Raw genomic sequence first — 19,123 nt, forward strand, 5'->3', positions numbered from 1 at the left:
CAAAACTTAAGATTCAGGATTAAACATTAATTTAATATTTTGGTGGTTATTCCAAATTCGACATTGCCAAAATGTCCCTCGTACATCGAGATGATTGGAGGGTTGATGTTTTAAAGTTCCCAATGGAACACTCCTAGATAAGCTATATTGAGCATTCTCTGTTGCAACTTCCGCTTCTAACCCTCCACTAGCCAGAATAATCGCTTTATTACGCGTATTGAAGTACCCCAGTAATATCGGAAATTGCCCACTAAATCCGGAATCCTCTAATAAATAATTTATTTGATTAATAATTTTATCGATATTAGGTAGTTTTTTATCTGGAAAACTTACCGCATTTTTTAATAAATCGTTAAATACAACACGGATCAAGAACGCTGCCATAATTCCCTCCTGTGGAGAGCGTTCTATATCAAGGCAATAAAAACCAATTTGAGTATCTGATATTGGTGCGAGATCAAGAAGTAGCCCGAACCGGTTAATTTCATTTAATTGACGGTAATTAACGCGATAGCCATTAATCACTTGATTTATAGGTGGCTGCAATTGCTTTAACACTGGCGTGATATCTTGGTTATCATAGTTTATCAGTGTGGGTTGTAACCTATTAACAACTTGATCGTTGTATTGCTCAGGATACAGGTTACTCTGAATAGTAACTTTCAACTCCTCTAAATTTTTTATTGGTTTCAATAAAGCATCTTTTGCACCTAACCGTAGCATACGGTCAAGCTGCGTGAAATCTGTTGTTGCAGAGATGACAATAACAGGGATGTGAATATTTCGTGTGACCAACTCTGCCATAAAATCTTCACCACTCATGACAGGCATATTCAAGTCACACAAAATCACATCAGGGTTAAGGTTTTCTTCGGTGAGACGTATTAATGCACTCTGACCATTATCCGCGACAAAGACTTGCATCCCCTGAGCATGTAAGTACCCTTCTAACATTGAACGAAAAACTTTTTCATCTTCAACGATGAGTATCTTTTTATTTTTCATATTTAACCTACTTCTAGCTTTCATCGGTTATTTACTACCAATACTATTATTCATATGACAAAATCATTGTACTGTCATTTTTAAAGTATAGTTATTTTTATACCTTATACTTATTTTTATAGAGTAGAAGATGGAACAATCCCTAAACAACTGTTGTTTTTGTGGCAATTCACTCCCTTTTAGCCAATGCTGCCAACCTTATCTCGATAATCAGGCAATCCCTGAAACACCCGAGCAATTGATGCGCTCTCGCTATAGTGCTTATGTGACAAAAAATGCCGATTACCTTATCGCAACTTGGCATCCTGATTGTCATGCCAATAACTGGCGTGAAGAAATAGAACAAAGCTTCTTACAGACACAATGGCTTTCTCTTCGTGTCATTAGTTCTTCTTATGCTAAAAATAGCGATGAAGGTTATGTGGAATTTTCAACTTGCTTTATTGATGAAAAAGCTGATCATAAACAGCTTATTCATGAACGTTCCCGTTTTCTGCGTATAGAAAAACGTTGGTATTACATAGATGGTATTACACCTAAAACAGGTCGAAATGATCTATGTCCATGTGGTTCCGGCAAAAAATTCAAAAAATGCTGTAACAATCATTAGTGGTCATGTTTTACCCATCGTAACGGAAATGCATAATGTATCGTTTGCTTATGTGCGCTCTAAACCCTTCAAGCTACTGCTAAAACGATGCGCGAAAACATCTATTTATCGGATAGATGCAAGCCCTGTTTGCGCTATTTACAGTCACTTGAAGTATGATGAGTATGTAAGCTTTGTAAGTTAAGGATCAGACACTTCCATGCAACAAAAGAATGTACAAAAAAAAGTCCTTCGCACCATTTGTCCTGATGCAAAAGGCTTGATCGCAAAAATCACCAATATTTGTTACAAACACCAGCTCAATATCGTACAGAATAATGAATTTGTTGATCACCGCACTGGTCGCTTCTTTATGCGTACAGAGCTTGAGGGGATTTTTAATGATGAAACCCTACTCGCTGATCTCGATGACGCCCTACCGGCAGGTTCAAAACGTGAATTAAATTCATCAGGCCGTCGCCGTATTGTCGTTATGGTCACCAAGGAAGCTCACTGTCTAGGTGACTTATTGATGAAGAGTGCATACGATGGTTTAGATGTAGAAATTGCGGCGGTTATCGGTAACCATGACACATTGAAAGGCCTTGTCGAACAATTCGGTATTCCTTTCCACCATATTAGCCATGAAGGTCTAACGCGTGAACAGCATGATGAAAAAATGATTGCGCAAATTGACCAATATCAGCCTGATTATGTGGTCTTAGCAAAATACATGCGTGTATTAACCCCAGCGTTTGTACAGCATTATCCGAACCAAATCATTAATATTCACCACTCATTCTTGCCTGCATTCATTGGTGCCCGTCCATATCATCAGGCATATGAACGGGGCGTTAAGATCATTGGTGCGACGGCTCATTTTGTTAATGATAATCTTGATGAAGGCCCTATCATTACGCAAAACGTTATTAATGTAGACCACACCTTCACAGCAGATGATATGATGCGCGCAGGTAGGGATGTTGAAAAAAATGTCCTTAGCCACGCATTATATTGGGTATTAGCTCAACGTGTTTTTGTTTACGGAAACCGTACTATTATCTTGTAATACGAATATTTGCTGTTTAAATATGCATGAAGCGCAAAAAAACAGCATTTGAACAGCTTTTAAAAAATTAATACTTTACAGGGGCGCGTCATTTGATATGATGCCGCCCGCTGTCAACAAATACAGCAACTCAAAATCTGGTGGGATACCCAAGCGGCCAAAGGGAGCAGACTGTAAATCTGCCGTCACAGACTTCGAAGGTTCGAATCCTTCTCCCACCACCATTCAAGCGTTCCCTTCACCTAAAGTATCAATTGTGTCTATAAATCGATTTAACACACTAGAGTGTGACTTAGACTTATAAACATAGCAGCAGCAATCCCCAATAATTGAATTTAACGGAATATAGTTAAGCAACTTATCATTCACGTCATTTTCAGGGTAGTAATCAATAATTGCAATAAAATCACCAACTTGAAGAAAACTCTGGCAGTTACCAATATTATCCATTTGCCGAATACTGGCCTTATTACCTTCTAGTTCAACCTGATTAAGCAGCTCCCCCATTAAACTGCTCTTATAAAATGCAGGATCACACAGCCATGTGCATTGCCTTAATAGCGCCATAATATTGTAATGATATTTTTCATATAATTCATTACGACAATAAATCCCTAATGATGCATTCTCTATTTTTCTTTGTAAGGAAAAACGCTCACTGACGACAGGTTGAGAACTTAAAATAACCGTATTACCATCGTAATCAACAATTTCATCAACCTCCTCATAATTAAACCTCAATATATTAATTTGAACATTATTTTTATTTGCTGCCTGATAAAGGTGAATAAGAAAATTTTCTTTCCCCCAGTCATAATAAATATTGGCTTCATTGACAATATAACCTGTAAAATGTTTCTTAGTTATTTCCTTCTCTTGTAAGTAAAGATCACGTAAGTCATTATATAACTCTTGACCATCCTTAGTTAAAGTCATACCAAACTTTTCTCGTTTAAATAGGCGTTTTCCTAAGCTTGTTTCAAAGTCTTTAATTGACTTAGCAATTGGTGGCGTCGTTCGGTTCATTACCCTAGCAGCCTTACTCAATGAGCCATTTTCAACAACTGCCATAAATGCCTCTAATTTTCTTGAAAAGAACATATCTATGACCCCATTCTGTTTATTAAACATGCAAAATTCAACATTATTAATCATTAAAAACAATATGTTGAATAGCCCATCACTTGACATATCAGATGAAAATTTTAATTTAATTTTTCATTGAATGAGTAACAATTTTTCATAAAACTATTTTTATATTTTCCAACAATGCAAAGCAATATATTATACTGTTTCATTTCATTATTTTTTATGACTCGACTATTAAATCACATTAAATATAAATCACCAATTTGAAATCAGTGAACATATTTTTCATTAATTGTATAACTAATAATCTTATTTAAATTTTAAGATAAAACATTACGATTATAATTAGAGCTATAAATATTCATTAAGCATAATTCAATTTATATTTAAATAGTTATTTAATAGTTACAGTCTAGTCATCATCTGTTAGAATCTCGATGTACAGACAAAAATCTAATAGGTGATAAAAGACCATGAAATTTATCTCTTTCAACATAAATGGCCTCCGCGCTCGCCCACACCAATTGGCAGCTATCATTGATAAGCATCAGCCAGAGGTGATAGGTCTACAGGAAACCAAAGTTCACGACGAAATGTTTCCTTACGATGACGTTAGCAAGTTAGGCTATCATGTATTTTATCATGGTCAAAAAGCACACTATGGCGTCGCTCTCCTGACTAAAAATAAGCCTGTTGCAGTTCGAAAAGGCTTTCCTACCGACGATGATGATGCACAACGCCGGATCATCATGGCAGATATTGAAACCAATCATGGTTTATTAACTGTCGTAAATGGCTATTTTCCTCAAGGCGAAAGCCGTGAACACCCAGTAAAATTCCCTGCTAAAGAGAAATTTTACCAAGACTTACAAGACTATATTACATCAACCCAGACCCCTCAATCACAGCTATTGATCATGGGTGATATGAATATTAGTCCAACTGATCTGGATATTGGTATTGGCGAAGCGAATCGTAAACGCTGGCTAAAAACAGGTAAATGCTCATTTTTACCCGAAGAGCGCGCATGGATGGAACGACTGCTAAATTGGGGGCTTGTCGATACTTATCGCGCAATGAACCCTGACGTGGATGATTGTTACTCGTGGTTCGACTACCGTTCAAAAGGTTTTGATGATAACAGAGGCTTACGTATAGATTTACTCTTAGCGTCTACGGCTCTTTCTACACGTTGTGTGGCAACAGGGATTGACTACGAAATACGGGGAATGGAAAAACCTTCAGATCATGCCCCCGTTTGGGCCGAGTTTGATTTAACCAAAGGCTAACTGCTCTTTTTTGTTCGATAGGGAAGATTTTCCCTATCGACCTCTCCGATAACCATCAAATGGCTCACACTCACTAGTAGACTACTCTTGCTCACTTTTTTTCGGTTTTTTCGCCGATTTTGCGGGCTTTTTAGTCGTTTTATTCTTTGTGACAAGCGGTAACTCTCGAAATGCTCGTAAGTTAGTAAACTGACGGGCGTGATGAATAAGCTGCGTTAATGTCGCACTAAGCGGATTCATAAAATCAATATAACGCGTTTGTTTTTCACTGATTTGCGTCAAAATAGATTCCCAATGCGCCGTCATATCTGGCAATGTGGCCATATCAGGCAATACATGAATTAACGCTCTGCCCGCTGGAGTTGAGTGAATATAGCGACCTTTTTTATATAAAAACTGACGCTTAAATAGCAGATCAATAATACCTGCTCGCGTCGCTTCAGTGCCTAACCCATCAGTTTCACGCAATACCTTTTTTAAGGCTTTATCTTGAACAAAACGCGCAATCCCCGTCATCGCGGATAATAGTGTCGCATCCGTAAAAGGCCTTGGGGGTTGCGTTTGTTTTTCAAGCACTTCGCCTTTTTCACACAGTAACTCATCCCCCTTAGCAACAACCGGTAATGGGCTACCGTCATTTTCAGCATCGCGCTCTTTACTGCCTAATACGACTCGCCAACCCGCTTCCGCTAAAAAACGCGCTTTCGCAATAAACTTGCCCTTTTCAATGTCAAGCTCAATCGTACATTTACGGTAAACGGCATCCGACATAAATTGAATGATATATTGACGGGCGATCAGTTGATAAATATTGGCTTCATGCTCCGTTAGTTTTACTGATACGGCTTTTGCGGTTGGAATAATAGCATGGTGAGCATCCACTTTTTTATCGTCCCAGCAGCGATTTTTTTTATCTAATTCAGGTAATTCAAACTGGGTTAATTCAGGTTGATGTACTGAAATCGCATTCAACACAGAATGACGTCCAGCAAAATGCTCATCCGGTAAATAACGGCTATCTGAACGTGGATACGTGATCAATTTATGAGTTTCGTATAAACGCTGGCAGATATCTAAGACTTCTTGAGCGCTTAGCCCAAACTTTTTAGCAGCTTCAATTTGTAGTGCAGAAAGGGAGAATGGTAATGGCGCAATTTCAGATTCGCGTTTGTCCTGATACTGCGTAACAAAAGCAGGCTTCCCTGTAATACGCGACACCACATGTTCAGCAAGAGGACGATGAAATAAACGCCCTTCTTCATCCTGATAATCAATACAAGATTCACTTGGTTGCCAAGTAGCCACAAAACGTTCATTTTCTGGCGTCACAATATGGGCGCGTACCTCAAAATAATCTTTAGGTACAAAGTTTTCAATATCTTCATCACGGCGAACAACAAGGCCTAATACAGGGGTCTGTACTCTCCCTACTGATAATACGCCTTGATACCCGCCACGTTGCCCCAACAATGTGTAGGCACGCGTCATGTTAATACCGTATAGCCAATCCGCTCTTGCTCTTGCTAATGCCGAAACGCATAAAGGAATAAACTCTCGGTTTTCACGTAACCGTTCGATGGCTCTTTCAACGGCTTGAGGGTTAAGGTCATTGATTAAACAACGTTTGACTTGCTTTCTTTTCTCATCAGAAAGCTTCAAAAAATCTAATACCTCATCCACCAGCAGTTGCCCTTCTCTATCAGGGTCTCCGGCATGAACGACTTCCGTTGCCTGTTTGAGAAGGGAATCAATCGTTTTAAGCTGCTTTGTCACTGCGGAACGTGGTTTTAACAACCACTTTTCAGGAATGATCGGCAGATCTTGCAGATTCCAGCGAGCATACCGAGGCTCATACGCATCTGGCTCAGCTTGTTCCAATAAGTGGCCTATACACCATGTCACTATTTGGTCATCACCGCACTGGATAAAACCATCCCCTCTCTTATGAGGTTTTGGCAACACATCCGCTATTGCCCTAGCGAGGCTGGGCTTTTCCGCAATAAACAAACGCATGAATTAATCTATCACTTCAATTAAAGGTACATTTTCCCGATGGGGTAATAATTTGCCGATAGACTGTAACAAAACACCTTGCTGCTGTGCAATGTCTTTAATTTTAGCGACCTCAGAAGGTTCTACTGCTATCAGTAAACCACCCGATGTTTGTGGATCGCATAATAATTTGCGTTGAGCCTCTGTCATCGGCCCAATAAGATGCCCATAACTTTCAAAGTTGCGTTGGGTTCCCCCAGGCACACAACCGGCATCGATATAATGTTCAACATTTGCAAGTTTCGGTACTCGGCTAAAGGATATTTCTGCTCGTACCTTTGAGCCTTCACAAATTTCACTCAAATGCCCAAGTAGACCAAAACCCGTCACATCAGTCATTGCAGTCACGCCCGGTAACGGTGCAACAACAGCTCCCAGTTTATTCAACTGACACATTGTTTGTGCCGCAAGATTTTGGTGCTCTTCGGCTAATAACCCTTTTTTCTCTGCGGTCGTTAATACGCCAATGCCCAGCGGCTTAGTCAGAAAAAGTTCACAACCTGCTGTTGCTGCACTATTTTTCTTCACATGCTCTGTATTTACCACCCCAGTTACCGCTAAACCAAAAATCGGTTCTGGTGCGTCAATAGAGTGACCACCTGCAAGCGTAATCCCTGCATCGGCACAAGCCGCTCTCCCTCCTTCAATGACTTCTCTTGCCACTTCGGGAGATAGTTTCGCAATAGGCCACCCTAAAATAGCAATTGCCATAATGGGTTTACCGCCCATAGCAAACACATCACTAATCGCATTAGTCGCCGCGATACGACCAAATTCATATGGTGAATCAACAATGGGCATAAAAAAATCTGTCGTACTGATAATCCCTATGCCATTGCCTAAATCATAAACAGCCGCATCATCTTTTGTTTCGTTACCTACAAGCAGATGAGGATCATGAAATTTGGCCTGCTCTGTATGAAGGATTTGTTCCAAAACTTTTGGGGCAATTTTGCAACCACAACCTGCACCATGGCTATACTGTGTTAATCTAATTTTTTCCATTACGCTCGGCCTTATCAATTAAAAGTAAGAAACAAATTCTTGCATATCAGGGATCTGTACTTTTGCAGGTGCTTTCAGTTCAGGCGTACCTAAATATAAAAAGCCCACAATGCGATCTGTCGGTGCACAACCTAATCCTTCACGCACAACCGCATCTTCCGTCCAAGAACCTGAACGCCAAATTCCCCCAAACCCTTGGGCAACCGCCGCCATTTGCATCGCTTGTACCGTACAACCAGCAGCAACAACTTGTTCCCACTCAGGTACTTTAGGGTGTGCTTGAGTCTTCGCGATAACTGTAATAATCAAAGGTGCTCTAAACGGGGCATTACGCGCTTTCTCTTCCACTTCCGGCCCTAAGTTGCCCTCTTTCGCTGCTTTTTCAAGTAATTGGCTAAAGTGATTTAACCCTTCGCCTTGCATCACAATAAAATGCCAAGGCCGTAAAGCACCATGATCAGGAGCACGCATACCTGCCGCTAAAATATTTTGCAATTCATCGCCTTGTGGTGCTGGGGTTGTTAGCCGTGAAGCTGAACGGCGGTTCAATAAAAGGGTTAAAGCATCCATATTCCTCTCCGATTCAGAGTAAACTGATATAATAGTCATTCAAACAAGCAATCATTATTGCGCTGATTAATGATTAAATACCCCAACCAGGGTTAGGTACTCAGCTTAAAAACTTATCATTCATCTTATTCGCTAACGAGTACCATGGTGTTATATTGATTAATTGATTGAATTATATCATTTGTGTATGTTGAAAAATATCATCACGACATTGTACAACGCTCCAAAGCGTATTGTTATGAATAAAAATATTATTCATTTGCAGACAACTGTTTTTATTTCGTTAAGATAACAAGTGCAAATTCGTGTGTCGGAGAAATTATGCGTCAAACATGGAAAATCATCGCCACTGTATTTAAATTCAGTTGGCGAATACTAAATTTTATTCGGGAATTGGTTTTCAACACTATTTTTCTTATATTGTGTTTTTTAGTTATTGGTTCGATAGCGCTATATCAATCCGATTCTAAACCTGACCAAAACTATTTTGGTGCACTTTATGTTGACTTACAGGGTATTGTCGTTGATCAGGTCTCAACCCCCGATCCTTTTGGCCGCATGAGTCGTGAGTTATTGGGAACCCCTAACAACCGCATGCAAGAAAACTCACTATTTGACATTGTCGATACCATTCGTAGTGCAGCAACCGATGATCGTATTACTGGCATGGTATTACGTTTAGATAACCTCGTTAGTGCAGATCAGCCTTCCCTAAACTTTATCGGGAAAGCGATTACTGAATTCAAAGAGTCTGGAAAACCTATCTATGCTGTTGGCGATAGTTTTAGTCAGTCTCAATATTATTTAGCCAGTTACGCTGATCATATTTTTCTATCCCCTCAAGGTATGGTGGGGATCCAAGGCTTTTCAACAAACACCCTTTACTACAAATCCTTGTTAGAAAAATTAAAAGTCAGTAGCCATATTTTCCGTGTGGGGACTTATAAATCTGCTGTTGAACCGCTAATGCGAGACAATATGTCACCAGAAGCACGCCAAGCGACTAAACAGTGGCTAGATGCGTTATGGAATAACTATCTTGATACACTAGCCAAAAACCGCCAAACCACTGCGAAAGGTATCTTCCCTGGGGCAGATGTGTTACTTAGTAAGTTACGTGCCTCCGGTGGTGATAACGCAAAATACGCATTAAATCAAAAATTAGTTGATAAGATTTATACGCGTGAGCAAGCAGAAAATGTGCTTAAGAATCAATTTGGCTGGAATAAACAAGAGAAGCATTTCAATTACATCAGTATTTATGATTATTCAGGTAAGCTGACCAGCACAACTGGCTCTGAAACATCAGCCACAGCGGGTAATATTGCCGTTATCATCGTTCAGGGCGCTATCATGGATGGCCCTCAATCTCCGGGTATTGCAAGTGGTGATTTAATTAGCTCACAAATTCGCGAAGCCCGTTTGAACGAAAATATTAAAGCAATCATCTTACGCGTTAATAGCCCTGGAGGTAGCGTAACGGCTTCTGATCTTATCCGCAACGAACTCGCGTCTGCACGTGCTGCGGGTAAACCCGTCGTCGTTTCAATGGGCGGCATGGCTGCATCTGGCGGCTATTGGGTTTCAACCCCTGCGAACTATATTGTGGCAAGCCCGAATACGATTACGGGTTCGATAGGCATCTTTGGCGTAATCAATACCTTTGAAAATGCCTTAGATTCTGTCGGAGTGTATACTGACGGTGTATCAACCACCCCACTTGCCGATATCTCTGCAACCAAAGGAATTAGCCCTGAATTTTCCGATATGATGCAAATTACTATCGAAAATGGTTATAAAACCTTTATAGGTTTAGTCGCGAAGTCACGTAATAAAACGCCAGAAGAAATTGATAAAATCGCCCAAGGCCGTGTTTGGATTGGCAGTGACGCGAAAAAAATTGGCTTAGTCGACCAATTAGGGGATTTCGATGATGCCGTGACTAAAGCGGCTGAATTAGCCAAACTCAATGACGTCTCATTAGATTGGATGCAACCTGAGTTGTCATTTATGGATCAGTTAATTTTAGAACTCAGTAGCACTGCCCAAGCAGTGATGCCTGACGTTCTACAGGTCTTCTTACCAGAAGCTGTTGCTACCGACATTCGTCAACAGGCACAATTCTTCTTAAAAATGAACGATCCTCAAAATCGTTACGCATTCTGTTTAAATTGCGCCGAAATTAACTAACTTCCCTGATCCCCTTTAGCACACCTAAAGGGGAACCCTCTATTTATCTTGCCTCTCCTCTCGCAAATCCCACTTAAACAGTAGATAACAATAATTAAATGAGTCAAAATTGTTATATCTTCATATAAAACAAAGGATAGTAATAGCTGCTTATATTGTTATTCATGCTATTCGTCGAACATTAGGTAACTCAATGCAGAAGAAATCGATTTATGTTGTGTATACTGGCGGAACCATTGGTATGCGCCACTCCCCACAAGGTTATATTCCAGTTTCAGGGCACCTTCAGGCCCAATTAGCTAAAATGCCCGAGTTCCATCGCCCTGAAATGCCTGAGTTTACCATCAAAGAACACCAGCCTTTAATCGACTCCTCTGATATTACGCCAGAAGATTGGCAAATCATTGCCGATGATATCAGTGAAAACTATGCGCTGTATGATGGCTTTGTTATCTTACATGGCACTGACACAATGGCTTATACGGCATCAGCATTATCATTTATGCTAGAGAACCTACGTAAGCCTGTAATTGTGACAGGGTCACAAATCCCCTTAGAGGCATTGCGTTCAGACGGCCAAACTAATCTACTTAATGCCTTATATCTCGCTGCGAATTACCCCATTAATGAGGTCGGTTTGTTCTTTAACAATAAACTGTATCGAGGAAACCGCACCGTAAAATCGCATGCCGATGGTTTCGATGCGTTCACTTCCCCCAACTGTCCACCATTAATGGAAGCAGGTATTCATATTCGTACTTTTAATACCTGCCCAGCCCCAATCGGTGTTGGCCCATTAATCTGCCACCGGATCACACCACAACCGATTGGTGTCGTTATGCTCTATCCCGGACTGTCTATTGAAATTGTACGTAACATACTCCAACAACCTGTAAAAGCTCTGATTTTACGCTCCTATGGTGTCGGAAATGCCCCACAACGCCCTGAATTACTGAAAATTCTCCATGATGCTACAAACCGAGGCATTATTGTGGTAAATCTGACACAGTGCATTTCAGGTCGAGTCAATATGGAAGGCTATGCGACAGGACATGCACTTGCCGAGGCAGGCGTTATCAGTGGATTTGATATGACATTTGAAGCTGCATTGAGTAAGTTACATTACTTACTTAGTCAAGAATATACACCGGCACATGTTCGGGAATTAATGCAACATAATCTTAGAGGTGAACTCAGCTATGCCGATGAATAAGCCAAATGAGGATTTAGTTAAATCCGCTTTACTGTTAGTTGATCTACAAAATGATTTTTGTACAGGTGGTGCCCTTGCTGTCGCCGATAGTGAAACGGTAATAAAAACAGCGAATAAGGCGATAGAGCTATGCCAACGACAAAATATTCCGATTATCGCTAGTCAAGACTGGCACCCCGCTAATCACCTGAGCTTTGCTGTTAATTCAGGAACACAAGTTGGTGACATTGGTACGCTTAATGGCATTCCCCAAGTGTGGTGGCCCGTTCATTGCGTTCAAGGGGAAGTTGGCGCTGAGTTTCATCCGGAACTCAACCGAGATGCCATTTGTGAAGTTTTTACGAAGGGTGAAAATCCGCAAGTAGACAGCTACAGTGCTTTTTTCGACAATGATAAAGTAAGCCAGACGCGATTACACGCTTGGTTACAAGAGCAACAAATTACCCAATTATTCATTATGGGGATAGCGACCGATTATTGTGTCAAATTCACGGTACTTGATGCGTTAAAGCTGGGATATAACGTTGATGTACTTACCGATGGTTGCCGAGGCGTAAATTTATCCGCAATGGATAGTGAACTCGCATTAGCCGAGATGTCACAAAAAGGGGCGACCCTACTCACCACCGATTCTCTGCAATAATTAACAACGACGTACCTTGCCCTTTTAAGGCAAGGTATTGGCTAGTCGCTAACACTATTGGTTGTTTGACATAGATTGAATAAAAAGCACACGCGAGTACCTCTCCCCCATATCCATGTTTTATCAACGCTGATTGCGCCATTTTCAACCACGGCGACAAGGCACACTGTTCATTTCGTTTTTCTGTATGCCTAGCGTGTTATTTCGCCTGTCGCCTGCCTCTAATTGCGATTATTCGTCTTTATTTTGTGGCTTCAAGGTTGCCAACATTTCCCCTTGAAACATCGATTTAAGTTCCTGCTTACTTTTCATCGTGATCTGCCCATCCGTACCAATGGTCATATGTTCAGGATCATGATTATGACGAGACTGCCATAACATCACCATCTGTAAGCTATGCTCTTTTTGCTCAGGGGTTAATGCGACACCATCAGGCCATTTTCCTAATTCAACGGCTGTCACCAAACGCTGATAAATTTCAGGGGTCATCACTGATAACAGTTGCTCTAATTGCTCTGGCTCTAAATTTACACTCACTTCACAACTCCTTCAAAGAGACCCAGTTAGTAGTTCATTTGACATATTATCTATTTCAACTTAGCTGAATCGATATTGCTTAATTTAGTTTTCAGCGTCAGCTAGCTTCAGCACCCTATCCACGGGTCTTTTCGCCAGTTTTCTCATCGATAAAACTTAATGATGCTGAATTAATGCAGTAACGTTGCCCCGTTGGTTGTGGACCATCAGGAAACACATGTCCTAAGTGGGCATTACAATTTTGACAACGCACTTCAATCCGATGCATTCCATGGGAGAAATCTTCGATATACTTAATCGCATCTTCAGTCATTGGTTGATAAAAACTCGGCCACCCGCACCCCGCATCAAATTTAGTGTCTGATAGAAAAAGTGGTGTACCACAACACAGGCATTCATACACCCCATCTTTACGATTATGCAATAACACGCCAGTGAACGGACGCTCGGTCCCTGCCTGCTGAGTGACATATTGCTGAATATCATTTAGCTCCGAGATATCAATCGGTTGCTTACTTTTATCTGTCATATCAAACCCAAATATTGAAATAACTGAGTGGTATTAAGCTAAGAATACCCCCATTCGGTGCAACAAAAAATTAACAACACGTTTTATAAAGATATTCTAAACTAATTAACATAGTGCTTTGTGTTTTGATTTGTGACGAGTTTCACATATATCACTGATAGCAGGTTTCATTATCCCGCACAATCCCGATAATACGTGCGGATGTATTTGCCTCTAAAGTGGCTGACAAGTAAGCAATTAGTGCGAGTTGTTTTGATTTTTTTCAATAATTGACACGATTCCGCTTGACGGCTGGCAAGGTTTTGGTAACTTTAACTACAACTTAATTCACGAATAAATAGCTGGTGGAAATACTATGACTATCAAAGTAGGTATTAATGGTTTTGGTCGTATTGGCCGTATCGTTTTCCGTGCTGCACAAGAGCGTTCTGATATCGAAATCGTTGCTATCAACGACCTGCTCGATGCAGACTATATGGCATACATGCTGAAATATGACTCTACTCACGGTCGTTTCAACGGTACTGTTGAAGTTAAAGATGGTCACCTAGTTGTAAATGGCAAAAAAATTCGCGTCACTGCAGAGAAAGATCCTGCAAACCTGAAGTGGAACGAAGTTGGTGTTGACGTTGTTGCAGAAGCAACAGGTATCTTCTTAACTGATGAAACTGCACGTAAACACATCCAAGCAGGCGCGAAAAAAGTTGTTCTGACTGGCCCTTCAAAAGACGACACGCCAATGTTCGTTATGGGTGTTAACCATAAGAGCTATGCAGGTCAAGAAATCGTTTCTAACGCTTCTTGTACAACTAACTGCTTGGCACCTCTGGCTAAAGTTATCAATGACAAATTCGGCATTATCGAAGGTCTGATGACGACTGTTCACGCAACAACAGCAACTCAAAAAACTGTTGATGGTCCTTCTCACAAAGACTGGCGTGGTGGTCGTGGTGCTTCTCAAAACATCATCCCATCTTCAACTGGTGCTGCTAAAGCGGTAGGTAAAGTTATTCCTGAGTTGAATGGCAAACTGACTGGTATGTCTTTCCGTGTTCCTACTCCAAACGTTTCAGTTGTTGACTTAACTGTACGTATGGAAAAACCAGCCACTTACGCTCAAATCTGTGACGCTATCAAAGAAGCGGCTGCGGGCGAGCTGAAAGGTGTTCTGGGTTACACTGAAGATGACGTTGTATCAACTGACTTCAACGGTGAAAAACTGACTTCAGTATTCGATGCTAAAGCAGGTATCGCACTGAACGACAACTTTGTAAAACTGGTTTCTTGGTATGACAACGAAACAGGTTATTCAAACAAAGTTCTAGACCTGATCGCTCACATCTCTAAATAAGAGTTATTAGCGTTTTATGGTTAATTTGAGCCGCCTTTAGGCGGCTCTTTTGCTTTTATTCGCTCCTAAATTGTCAGGAGCCCCTCACTTACCTCTTAGAGTGAATGACGGTTTTCCTAAGTTCTGCTAACCTATTTGTATTCACTGTTTCTCTATTCACAGGCAAATAATTATGCACGATAAACTCTTTGCTTTACCGGTGATTAAGCAACTTTCAGCCTACATTAGCCAACGCCAATTGGGTGAATTACCCTTAATTATTGTTTCGCATCCTAAAGTGCGTGGTGCCGTTAGTATTCAAGGTGCACAATTAATCGATTGGCAACCTTGTGGTCAAAAACCGTGCATCTGGCTAAGCAGTGAAAGTGCTTTCAAAGCAGGTACAGCCATTCGTGGGGGTATCCCTATTTGCTGGCCTTGGTTTGGCCCCGCAGGTAGCCCAAGTCATGGTTTCGCCCGCATTTTACCGTGGCAATTTACTGCACATAATGAACATGAAGATGGCGTGATCCTCACCTTCACTCTGACAGATAACGAATATACACGCAAACTATGGCCACATGAGTTTACATTGATATTGCGAATGAAACTCGGTGAGACCTGTGAGTTAGAATTAGAAAGCTATGGTGATTTTGAAACCACAGCCGCAATGCACACTTACCTCAATATTGGTGATATCCAAAAAACCACGGTATACGGTTTAGGTGGCCACTACTTTGATAAAGTCAGTGACCGTGAAGTTTATGAAGATAAGCCGCTAAAAATTAATAGCCATACCGACAGAATTTACTCTGAGCCAGAGGAATATAGTTTGATCCGTGATGATAGCTGGTCACGAACCATTGAAATACACCATTACCATAACTCTGACGTTGTATGTTGGAACCCATGGGCTGAATTGTCATGTAGCATGCAAGATATGCCAAACAATGGCTACAAACAGATGGTTTGTGTTGAAACGGCGCGCATTAATCAACCGATGAAAAGTGAAAATCAGCACCCCGCTCGCCTTTCTCTCGTTATGATGACACGCGATAATAAGCCACAAGACTGATAGTGACCTCCGCGATGAGGCGGGCTCTTTTCTCGCCTCATCATGCTGTTACGTCACTAAGGATGCGCAAGCAGCACTTCTTCATATACCTTTTCTCTCCAACGAAATAGTACGTGATATAAAAACCGTCTACACATTGTAAAGCATCAATAATTAAATTTAAGATAAGTATTGATTTCTATCCCACTAAAAAATGAACTCAATGAATAAGTACACCTTGTTATTATTATTGTCTGCCCCTATTGCCGTCTCTGCCAACTACTGTGACGACTTATATAAAAAATATAGTAATAGTTGGATGAGAGATATGCCAAAACAGGTATGCGAAGATGCGGTTAATGGTGATGCCGAAGCACAATTTAGCGTCGCGTCATGGAACACACGGTATCTAAGGCAACCTGAAGAAACTTATCGCTGGATAAAGATGTCAGCAGAACAAGGTTGTGCTAAATCACAGTATGTTTTAGGACTGCACTATTATGACGGAAAAGTTGTTGATACAGATTGGCTTAAAGCGTTTGCTTGGATTAAAAAAGCGGCTGATAATGGGATTCCCGATGCTCAGGCTATGCTTGGTTTCATGTATCAACATGGTCATGCAATTGGCCAAAATTATACAATAGCTCTAGAGCTGTACCATAAAGCGGCTGCACAACATAATGAAGATGCCTATCTCTATTTAGGCCGAATGTACGAAAATGGCATGGGGGTTACCAAAGATTATGCAAAAGCTTATGAGTATTTTGCAAAAGCCAAGATCGCTCACGTCTTATCCTACCTCCCCGATTATCCTTGCGATATTTATAAAGATCCTGACTAAAATAGCCATCTACCACCAGCAAGTTCGCCATAATCAACCATGTCAGCAACTATTCGTGCCCTGTTCAAATACCAATAAAAAATCCCAAAAGCACAAAGCGCATTTTGGGATTTTTTGTCAAGTCATGGCTAGCAATTAGAAGGTATAAGTTACCCCACTCCAAACAATTGCAGAAACTGATTTATTAACCATTGGACTATCTTTCACTTCATTTGGCAGACGGTCAATACGCCCCATTGCAAAGGCACTCCAATTATCATTGAACTTATAGTTACCTGATAATTCAACATATGGAGTCCAGCTATCACCCGGACGATAGCGAGCTAAACCACTATTACGCGACTCTTTTGAAGAGACACCATACTCATAGCGGTTTTGATTTTTGCTATCCCACTTGATACCTACACCTGGAACTAACGACCAATTGTCGCCATAGAAACCATAAAGGTAAGCAACTTCTGCACGCAAACCATTACTGATCCCTAACATATCCCCCGACGCAACGGTACGGATTGTTCCCCAATCGGCTTTGTGTTTGTACGTCAAGCCCCCCATTACCGTATCGCGGCGACGATCAAGCTCACGCATATCACGGTCGTCGTTATCTTTCGGTTTGAAGAATTGAGGGTAATAATAAGCATCAAGCGAAAGTTGATCCTCTTGGTCATTCCACAAGTAGTAACCTACTGCTAACGTACGAAAATAGAAGTTTTCACCTTCATAGTTAACAATCGGTACTGGCGTAACATAGTCTTTCGATTTTATACCTTTATAAGGTGTTGATTGCGCCAAAACCGAACCCCCTACAGACCAAGTTCCAGCCATAGTTGCGGAGGATAATAAACCTAATGCGACAGCAAGTGATGTTAATTTGATTGTTTTACGCATATTAACCTGAAATATTAGAAGATTGAACAATAGTGCGCATCATACCTTGATGTGCTCTTTAGCCAAAACACTCCCACGACTGATCACATTTTTAGTTAAATTTATAACCATGTCTAATACTGTTTACACAATCATTCTAATTTTCATATACGACTGGTACTCTTTTCGCCAACGCGCACATCAATTCATAACCAATAGTGCCTGCCGCCTGAGCAACGTCGTCTATCGGTAAGTTTTTACCCCATAGCTCAACGCGATCACCAATCTTAGCAGTTGGGCATTCGCTAACATCTATTGTTAGCATATCCATTGAAACAGTTCCTAATAGAGGACAACGCGTTCCATTTAACCAAATGGGGGTGCCTGTTGGCGCATGACGTGGATAGCCATCCGCATAACCACAGGCGACCGTGGCTATCTTCATTGGGTAAGGTGCTGTAAATTTACTGCCATAACCAATAGATTCCCCAGCTGCAATCTCATGTGTTGCAATAATTTGTGATTGCAATGTCATTGTCGCACGTAAATCTTTATCCGCAATGTCTTGCCAACGACCACTTGGCGATGCGCCATATAAGATCACACCAGAGCGAACCCAATCATAATGGGTCTTTGGGTGCCATAACGTCGCCCCTGAATTGGCAATACAGACAGGAAACTGACCATCGATAAACTGTTTAATTATCGCATGAGGTTTATCTGTGCCTGTCGATAAATCCGAATTCGCAAAATGTGTCATTAAGGTGACCGTCTCTACATTTTCCATTGCAGACAATCTATGCACCACTTGAGCATATTCCGGCGGCTCAAAACCTAAGCGATTCATTCCGCTATTTAGTTTGACATACACGGAGATGGGATTTTGAAAGTGCCTATTTTCAATCGCATCCAATTGCCAATAACTGTGCACCGCCGTAGTCAATTGGTATTGATCTATGACTTTTAAATCATCAGGCTGGAAAAAGCCCTCCAATAACAAAATAGGCCCCTTCCAACCTTGTTCACGCAATAAAATGGCTTCATTTAGATCTAAAATCGCGAAGCCATCCGATGCCGCCAGTGCTTTCCACACATGTTTAATACTGTGACCATAAGCGTCTGCCTTCATGACAGACCATATTTTTGCATGCCCAACGTGCTGACGAACTACGGACAAATTATGAGTAAAATTTTGCAGATGAATTACCGCACTGATTGGGCGAGGCATATCTCTTCCTTCTTTTTATACTA

The 19,123-nt window shown here is 41.0% G+C and carries 18 protein-coding genes and 1 tRNA gene; 10 read left to right on the forward strand and 9 right to left on the reverse strand.

Annotated features, from left to right (window positions below; all coding sequences use genetic code 11):
* Positions 1-6: 6 nt before the first annotated feature.
* Complete coding sequence (rssB, locus tag PSE69_RS03295) at positions 7-1,005, reverse strand: two-component system response regulator RssB (RefSeq protein WP_014656067.1); 999 nt, start codon at positions 1,003-1,005, stop codon at positions 7-9.
* A gap of 130 nt (positions 1,006-1,135) precedes the next feature.
* Between rssB and PSE69_RS03300 the strand changes: the two genes are divergently transcribed.
* The 3 genes from PSE69_RS03300 to PSE69_RS03310 all read left to right on the forward strand — a co-directional run bounded on the left by PSE69_RS03300 (position 1,136) and on the right by PSE69_RS03310 (position 2,887).
* Positions 1,136-1,615: a YchJ family protein gene (locus PSE69_RS03300; protein WP_014656068.1), complete on the forward strand. Its 480-nt coding sequence runs from the start codon at positions 1,136-1,138 to the stop codon at positions 1,613-1,615.
* 199 nt (positions 1,616-1,814) lie between these two features.
* Entirely contained in the window at positions 1,815-2,663 is an 849-nt protein-coding gene (purU, locus tag PSE69_RS03305; RefSeq protein WP_004920291.1) for a formyltetrahydrofolate deformylase, read from the forward strand.
* Between the two features lie 139 nt (positions 2,664-2,802).
* Positions 2,803-2,887, forward strand: a tRNA-Tyr gene (locus PSE69_RS03310).
* 1 nt (position 2,888) lies between these two features.
* Here PSE69_RS03310 and PSE69_RS03315 read toward each other — a convergent pair.
* Positions 2,889-3,764 carry a LysR family transcriptional regulator gene (locus tag PSE69_RS03315; protein WP_121874650.1) on the reverse strand — a complete coding sequence of 292 codons (876 nt, stop codon included), beginning with the start codon at positions 3,762-3,764 and terminating at the stop codon, positions 2,889-2,891.
* A 461-nt stretch (positions 3,765-4,225) separates the two neighbouring features.
* Between PSE69_RS03315 and xthA the strand changes: the two genes are divergently transcribed.
* Positions 4,226-5,041: an exodeoxyribonuclease III gene (gene xthA, locus PSE69_RS03320; protein WP_004920298.1), complete on the forward strand. Its 816-nt coding sequence runs from the start codon at positions 4,226-4,228 to the stop codon at positions 5,039-5,041.
* 81 nt (positions 5,042-5,122) lie between these two features.
* Here xthA and PSE69_RS03325 read toward each other — a convergent pair whose 3' ends face one another.
* From PSE69_RS03325 to PSE69_RS03335, 3 genes are read right to left on the reverse strand one after another with little or no spacing between them, the layout of a single operon-like run.
* A complete protein-coding gene (locus tag PSE69_RS03325; protein WP_121875029.1) occupies positions 5,123-7,054 on the reverse strand; it encodes a DNA topoisomerase III in 1,932 nt (643 codons plus the stop codon).
* A 3-nt stretch (positions 7,055-7,057) separates the two neighbouring features.
* Entirely contained in the window at positions 7,058-8,098 is a 1,041-nt protein-coding gene (gene selD / locus PSE69_RS03330) for a selenide, water dikinase SelD (protein WP_004920307.1), read from the reverse strand.
* 18 nt (positions 8,099-8,116) lie between these two features.
* Positions 8,117-8,668: an NAD(P)H nitroreductase gene (locus PSE69_RS03335; protein WP_042116627.1), complete on the reverse strand. Its 552-nt coding sequence runs from the start codon at positions 8,666-8,668 to the stop codon at positions 8,117-8,119.
* Positions 8,669-8,989: 321 nt separating this feature from the next.
* Here PSE69_RS03335 and sppA point away from each other — a divergent pair, with 321 nt between their 5' ends.
* The 3 genes from sppA (at position 8,990) to pncA (ending at position 12,714) form a co-directional block, all read left to right on the forward strand.
* On the forward strand, positions 8,990-10,858 hold the full coding sequence (gene sppA / locus PSE69_RS03340; protein ID WP_014656073.1) for a signal peptide peptidase SppA: 1,869 nt from the start codon (positions 8,990-8,992) through the stop codon (positions 10,856-10,858).
* A 193-nt stretch (positions 10,859-11,051) separates the two neighbouring features.
* A complete protein-coding gene (gene ansA, locus PSE69_RS03345; RefSeq protein ID WP_004920319.1) occupies positions 11,052-12,071 on the forward strand; it encodes an asparaginase in 1,020 nt (339 codons plus the stop codon).
* The gene (gene pncA / locus PSE69_RS03350) at positions 12,058-12,714 is read left to right on the forward strand and encodes a bifunctional nicotinamidase/pyrazinamidase (protein ID WP_014656074.1); all 657 of its coding nucleotides are present in this window, start codon (positions 12,058-12,060) and stop codon (positions 12,712-12,714) included. Before ansA ends, pncA begins: the two co-directional genes overlap by 14 nt.
* A 231-nt stretch (positions 12,715-12,945) precedes the next feature.
* Here the strand turns inward: pncA and PSE69_RS03355 are convergent, their stop codons facing one another.
* Entirely contained in the window at positions 12,946-13,251 is a 306-nt protein-coding gene (locus PSE69_RS03355; RefSeq protein ID WP_004920326.1) for a YeaC family protein, read from the reverse strand.
* A 115-nt stretch (positions 13,252-13,366) separates the two neighbouring features.
* Positions 13,367-13,780, reverse strand: a complete 414-nt coding sequence (gene msrB / locus PSE69_RS03360; protein ID WP_004920330.1) for a peptide-methionine (R)-S-oxide reductase MsrB — start codon at positions 13,778-13,780, stop codon at positions 13,367-13,369.
* A gap of 355 nt (positions 13,781-14,135) precedes the next feature.
* Between msrB and gapA the strand changes: the two genes are divergently transcribed.
* From gapA to PSE69_RS03375, 3 genes are all read left to right on the forward strand, one after another.
* On the forward strand, positions 14,136-15,131 hold the full coding sequence (gapA, locus tag PSE69_RS03365) for a glyceraldehyde-3-phosphate dehydrogenase (protein WP_004920333.1): 996 nt from the start codon (positions 14,136-14,138) through the stop codon (positions 15,129-15,131).
* A 172-nt stretch (positions 15,132-15,303) separates the two neighbouring features.
* The gene (locus tag PSE69_RS03370; RefSeq protein ID WP_004920336.1) at positions 15,304-16,185 is read left to right on the forward strand and encodes a D-hexose-6-phosphate mutarotase; all 882 of its coding nucleotides are present in this window, start codon (positions 15,304-15,306) and stop codon (positions 16,183-16,185) included.
* A gap of 202 nt (positions 16,186-16,387) precedes the next feature.
* Complete coding sequence (locus PSE69_RS03375; RefSeq protein ID WP_014656075.1) at positions 16,388-17,005, forward strand: tetratricopeptide repeat protein; 618 nt, start codon at positions 16,388-16,390, stop codon at positions 17,003-17,005.
* Positions 17,006-17,140: 135 nt separating this feature from the next.
* Here PSE69_RS03375 and PSE69_RS03380 read toward each other — a convergent pair whose 3' ends face one another.
* Both PSE69_RS03380 and alr read right to left on the reverse strand, forming a co-directional pair.
* Positions 17,141-17,893 (reverse strand): MipA/OmpV family protein, encoded by a 753-nt coding sequence (locus PSE69_RS03380; protein ID WP_014656076.1) that lies wholly within the window; start codon positions 17,891-17,893, stop codon positions 17,141-17,143.
* A gap of 136 nt (positions 17,894-18,029) precedes the next feature.
* Positions 18,030-19,100, reverse strand: coding sequence for an alanine racemase (gene alr, locus PSE69_RS03385; RefSeq protein ID WP_004920349.1), 1,071 nt, complete (start codon positions 19,098-19,100; stop codon positions 18,030-18,032).
* Positions 19,101-19,123 lie beyond the last annotated feature (23 nt).

Origin of the sequence: Providencia sp. PROV122, assembly GCF_028482365.1 — a bacterium.
GTDB classification, from domain to species: Bacteria; Pseudomonadota; Gammaproteobacteria; order Enterobacterales; family Enterobacteriaceae; genus Providencia; species Providencia stuartii.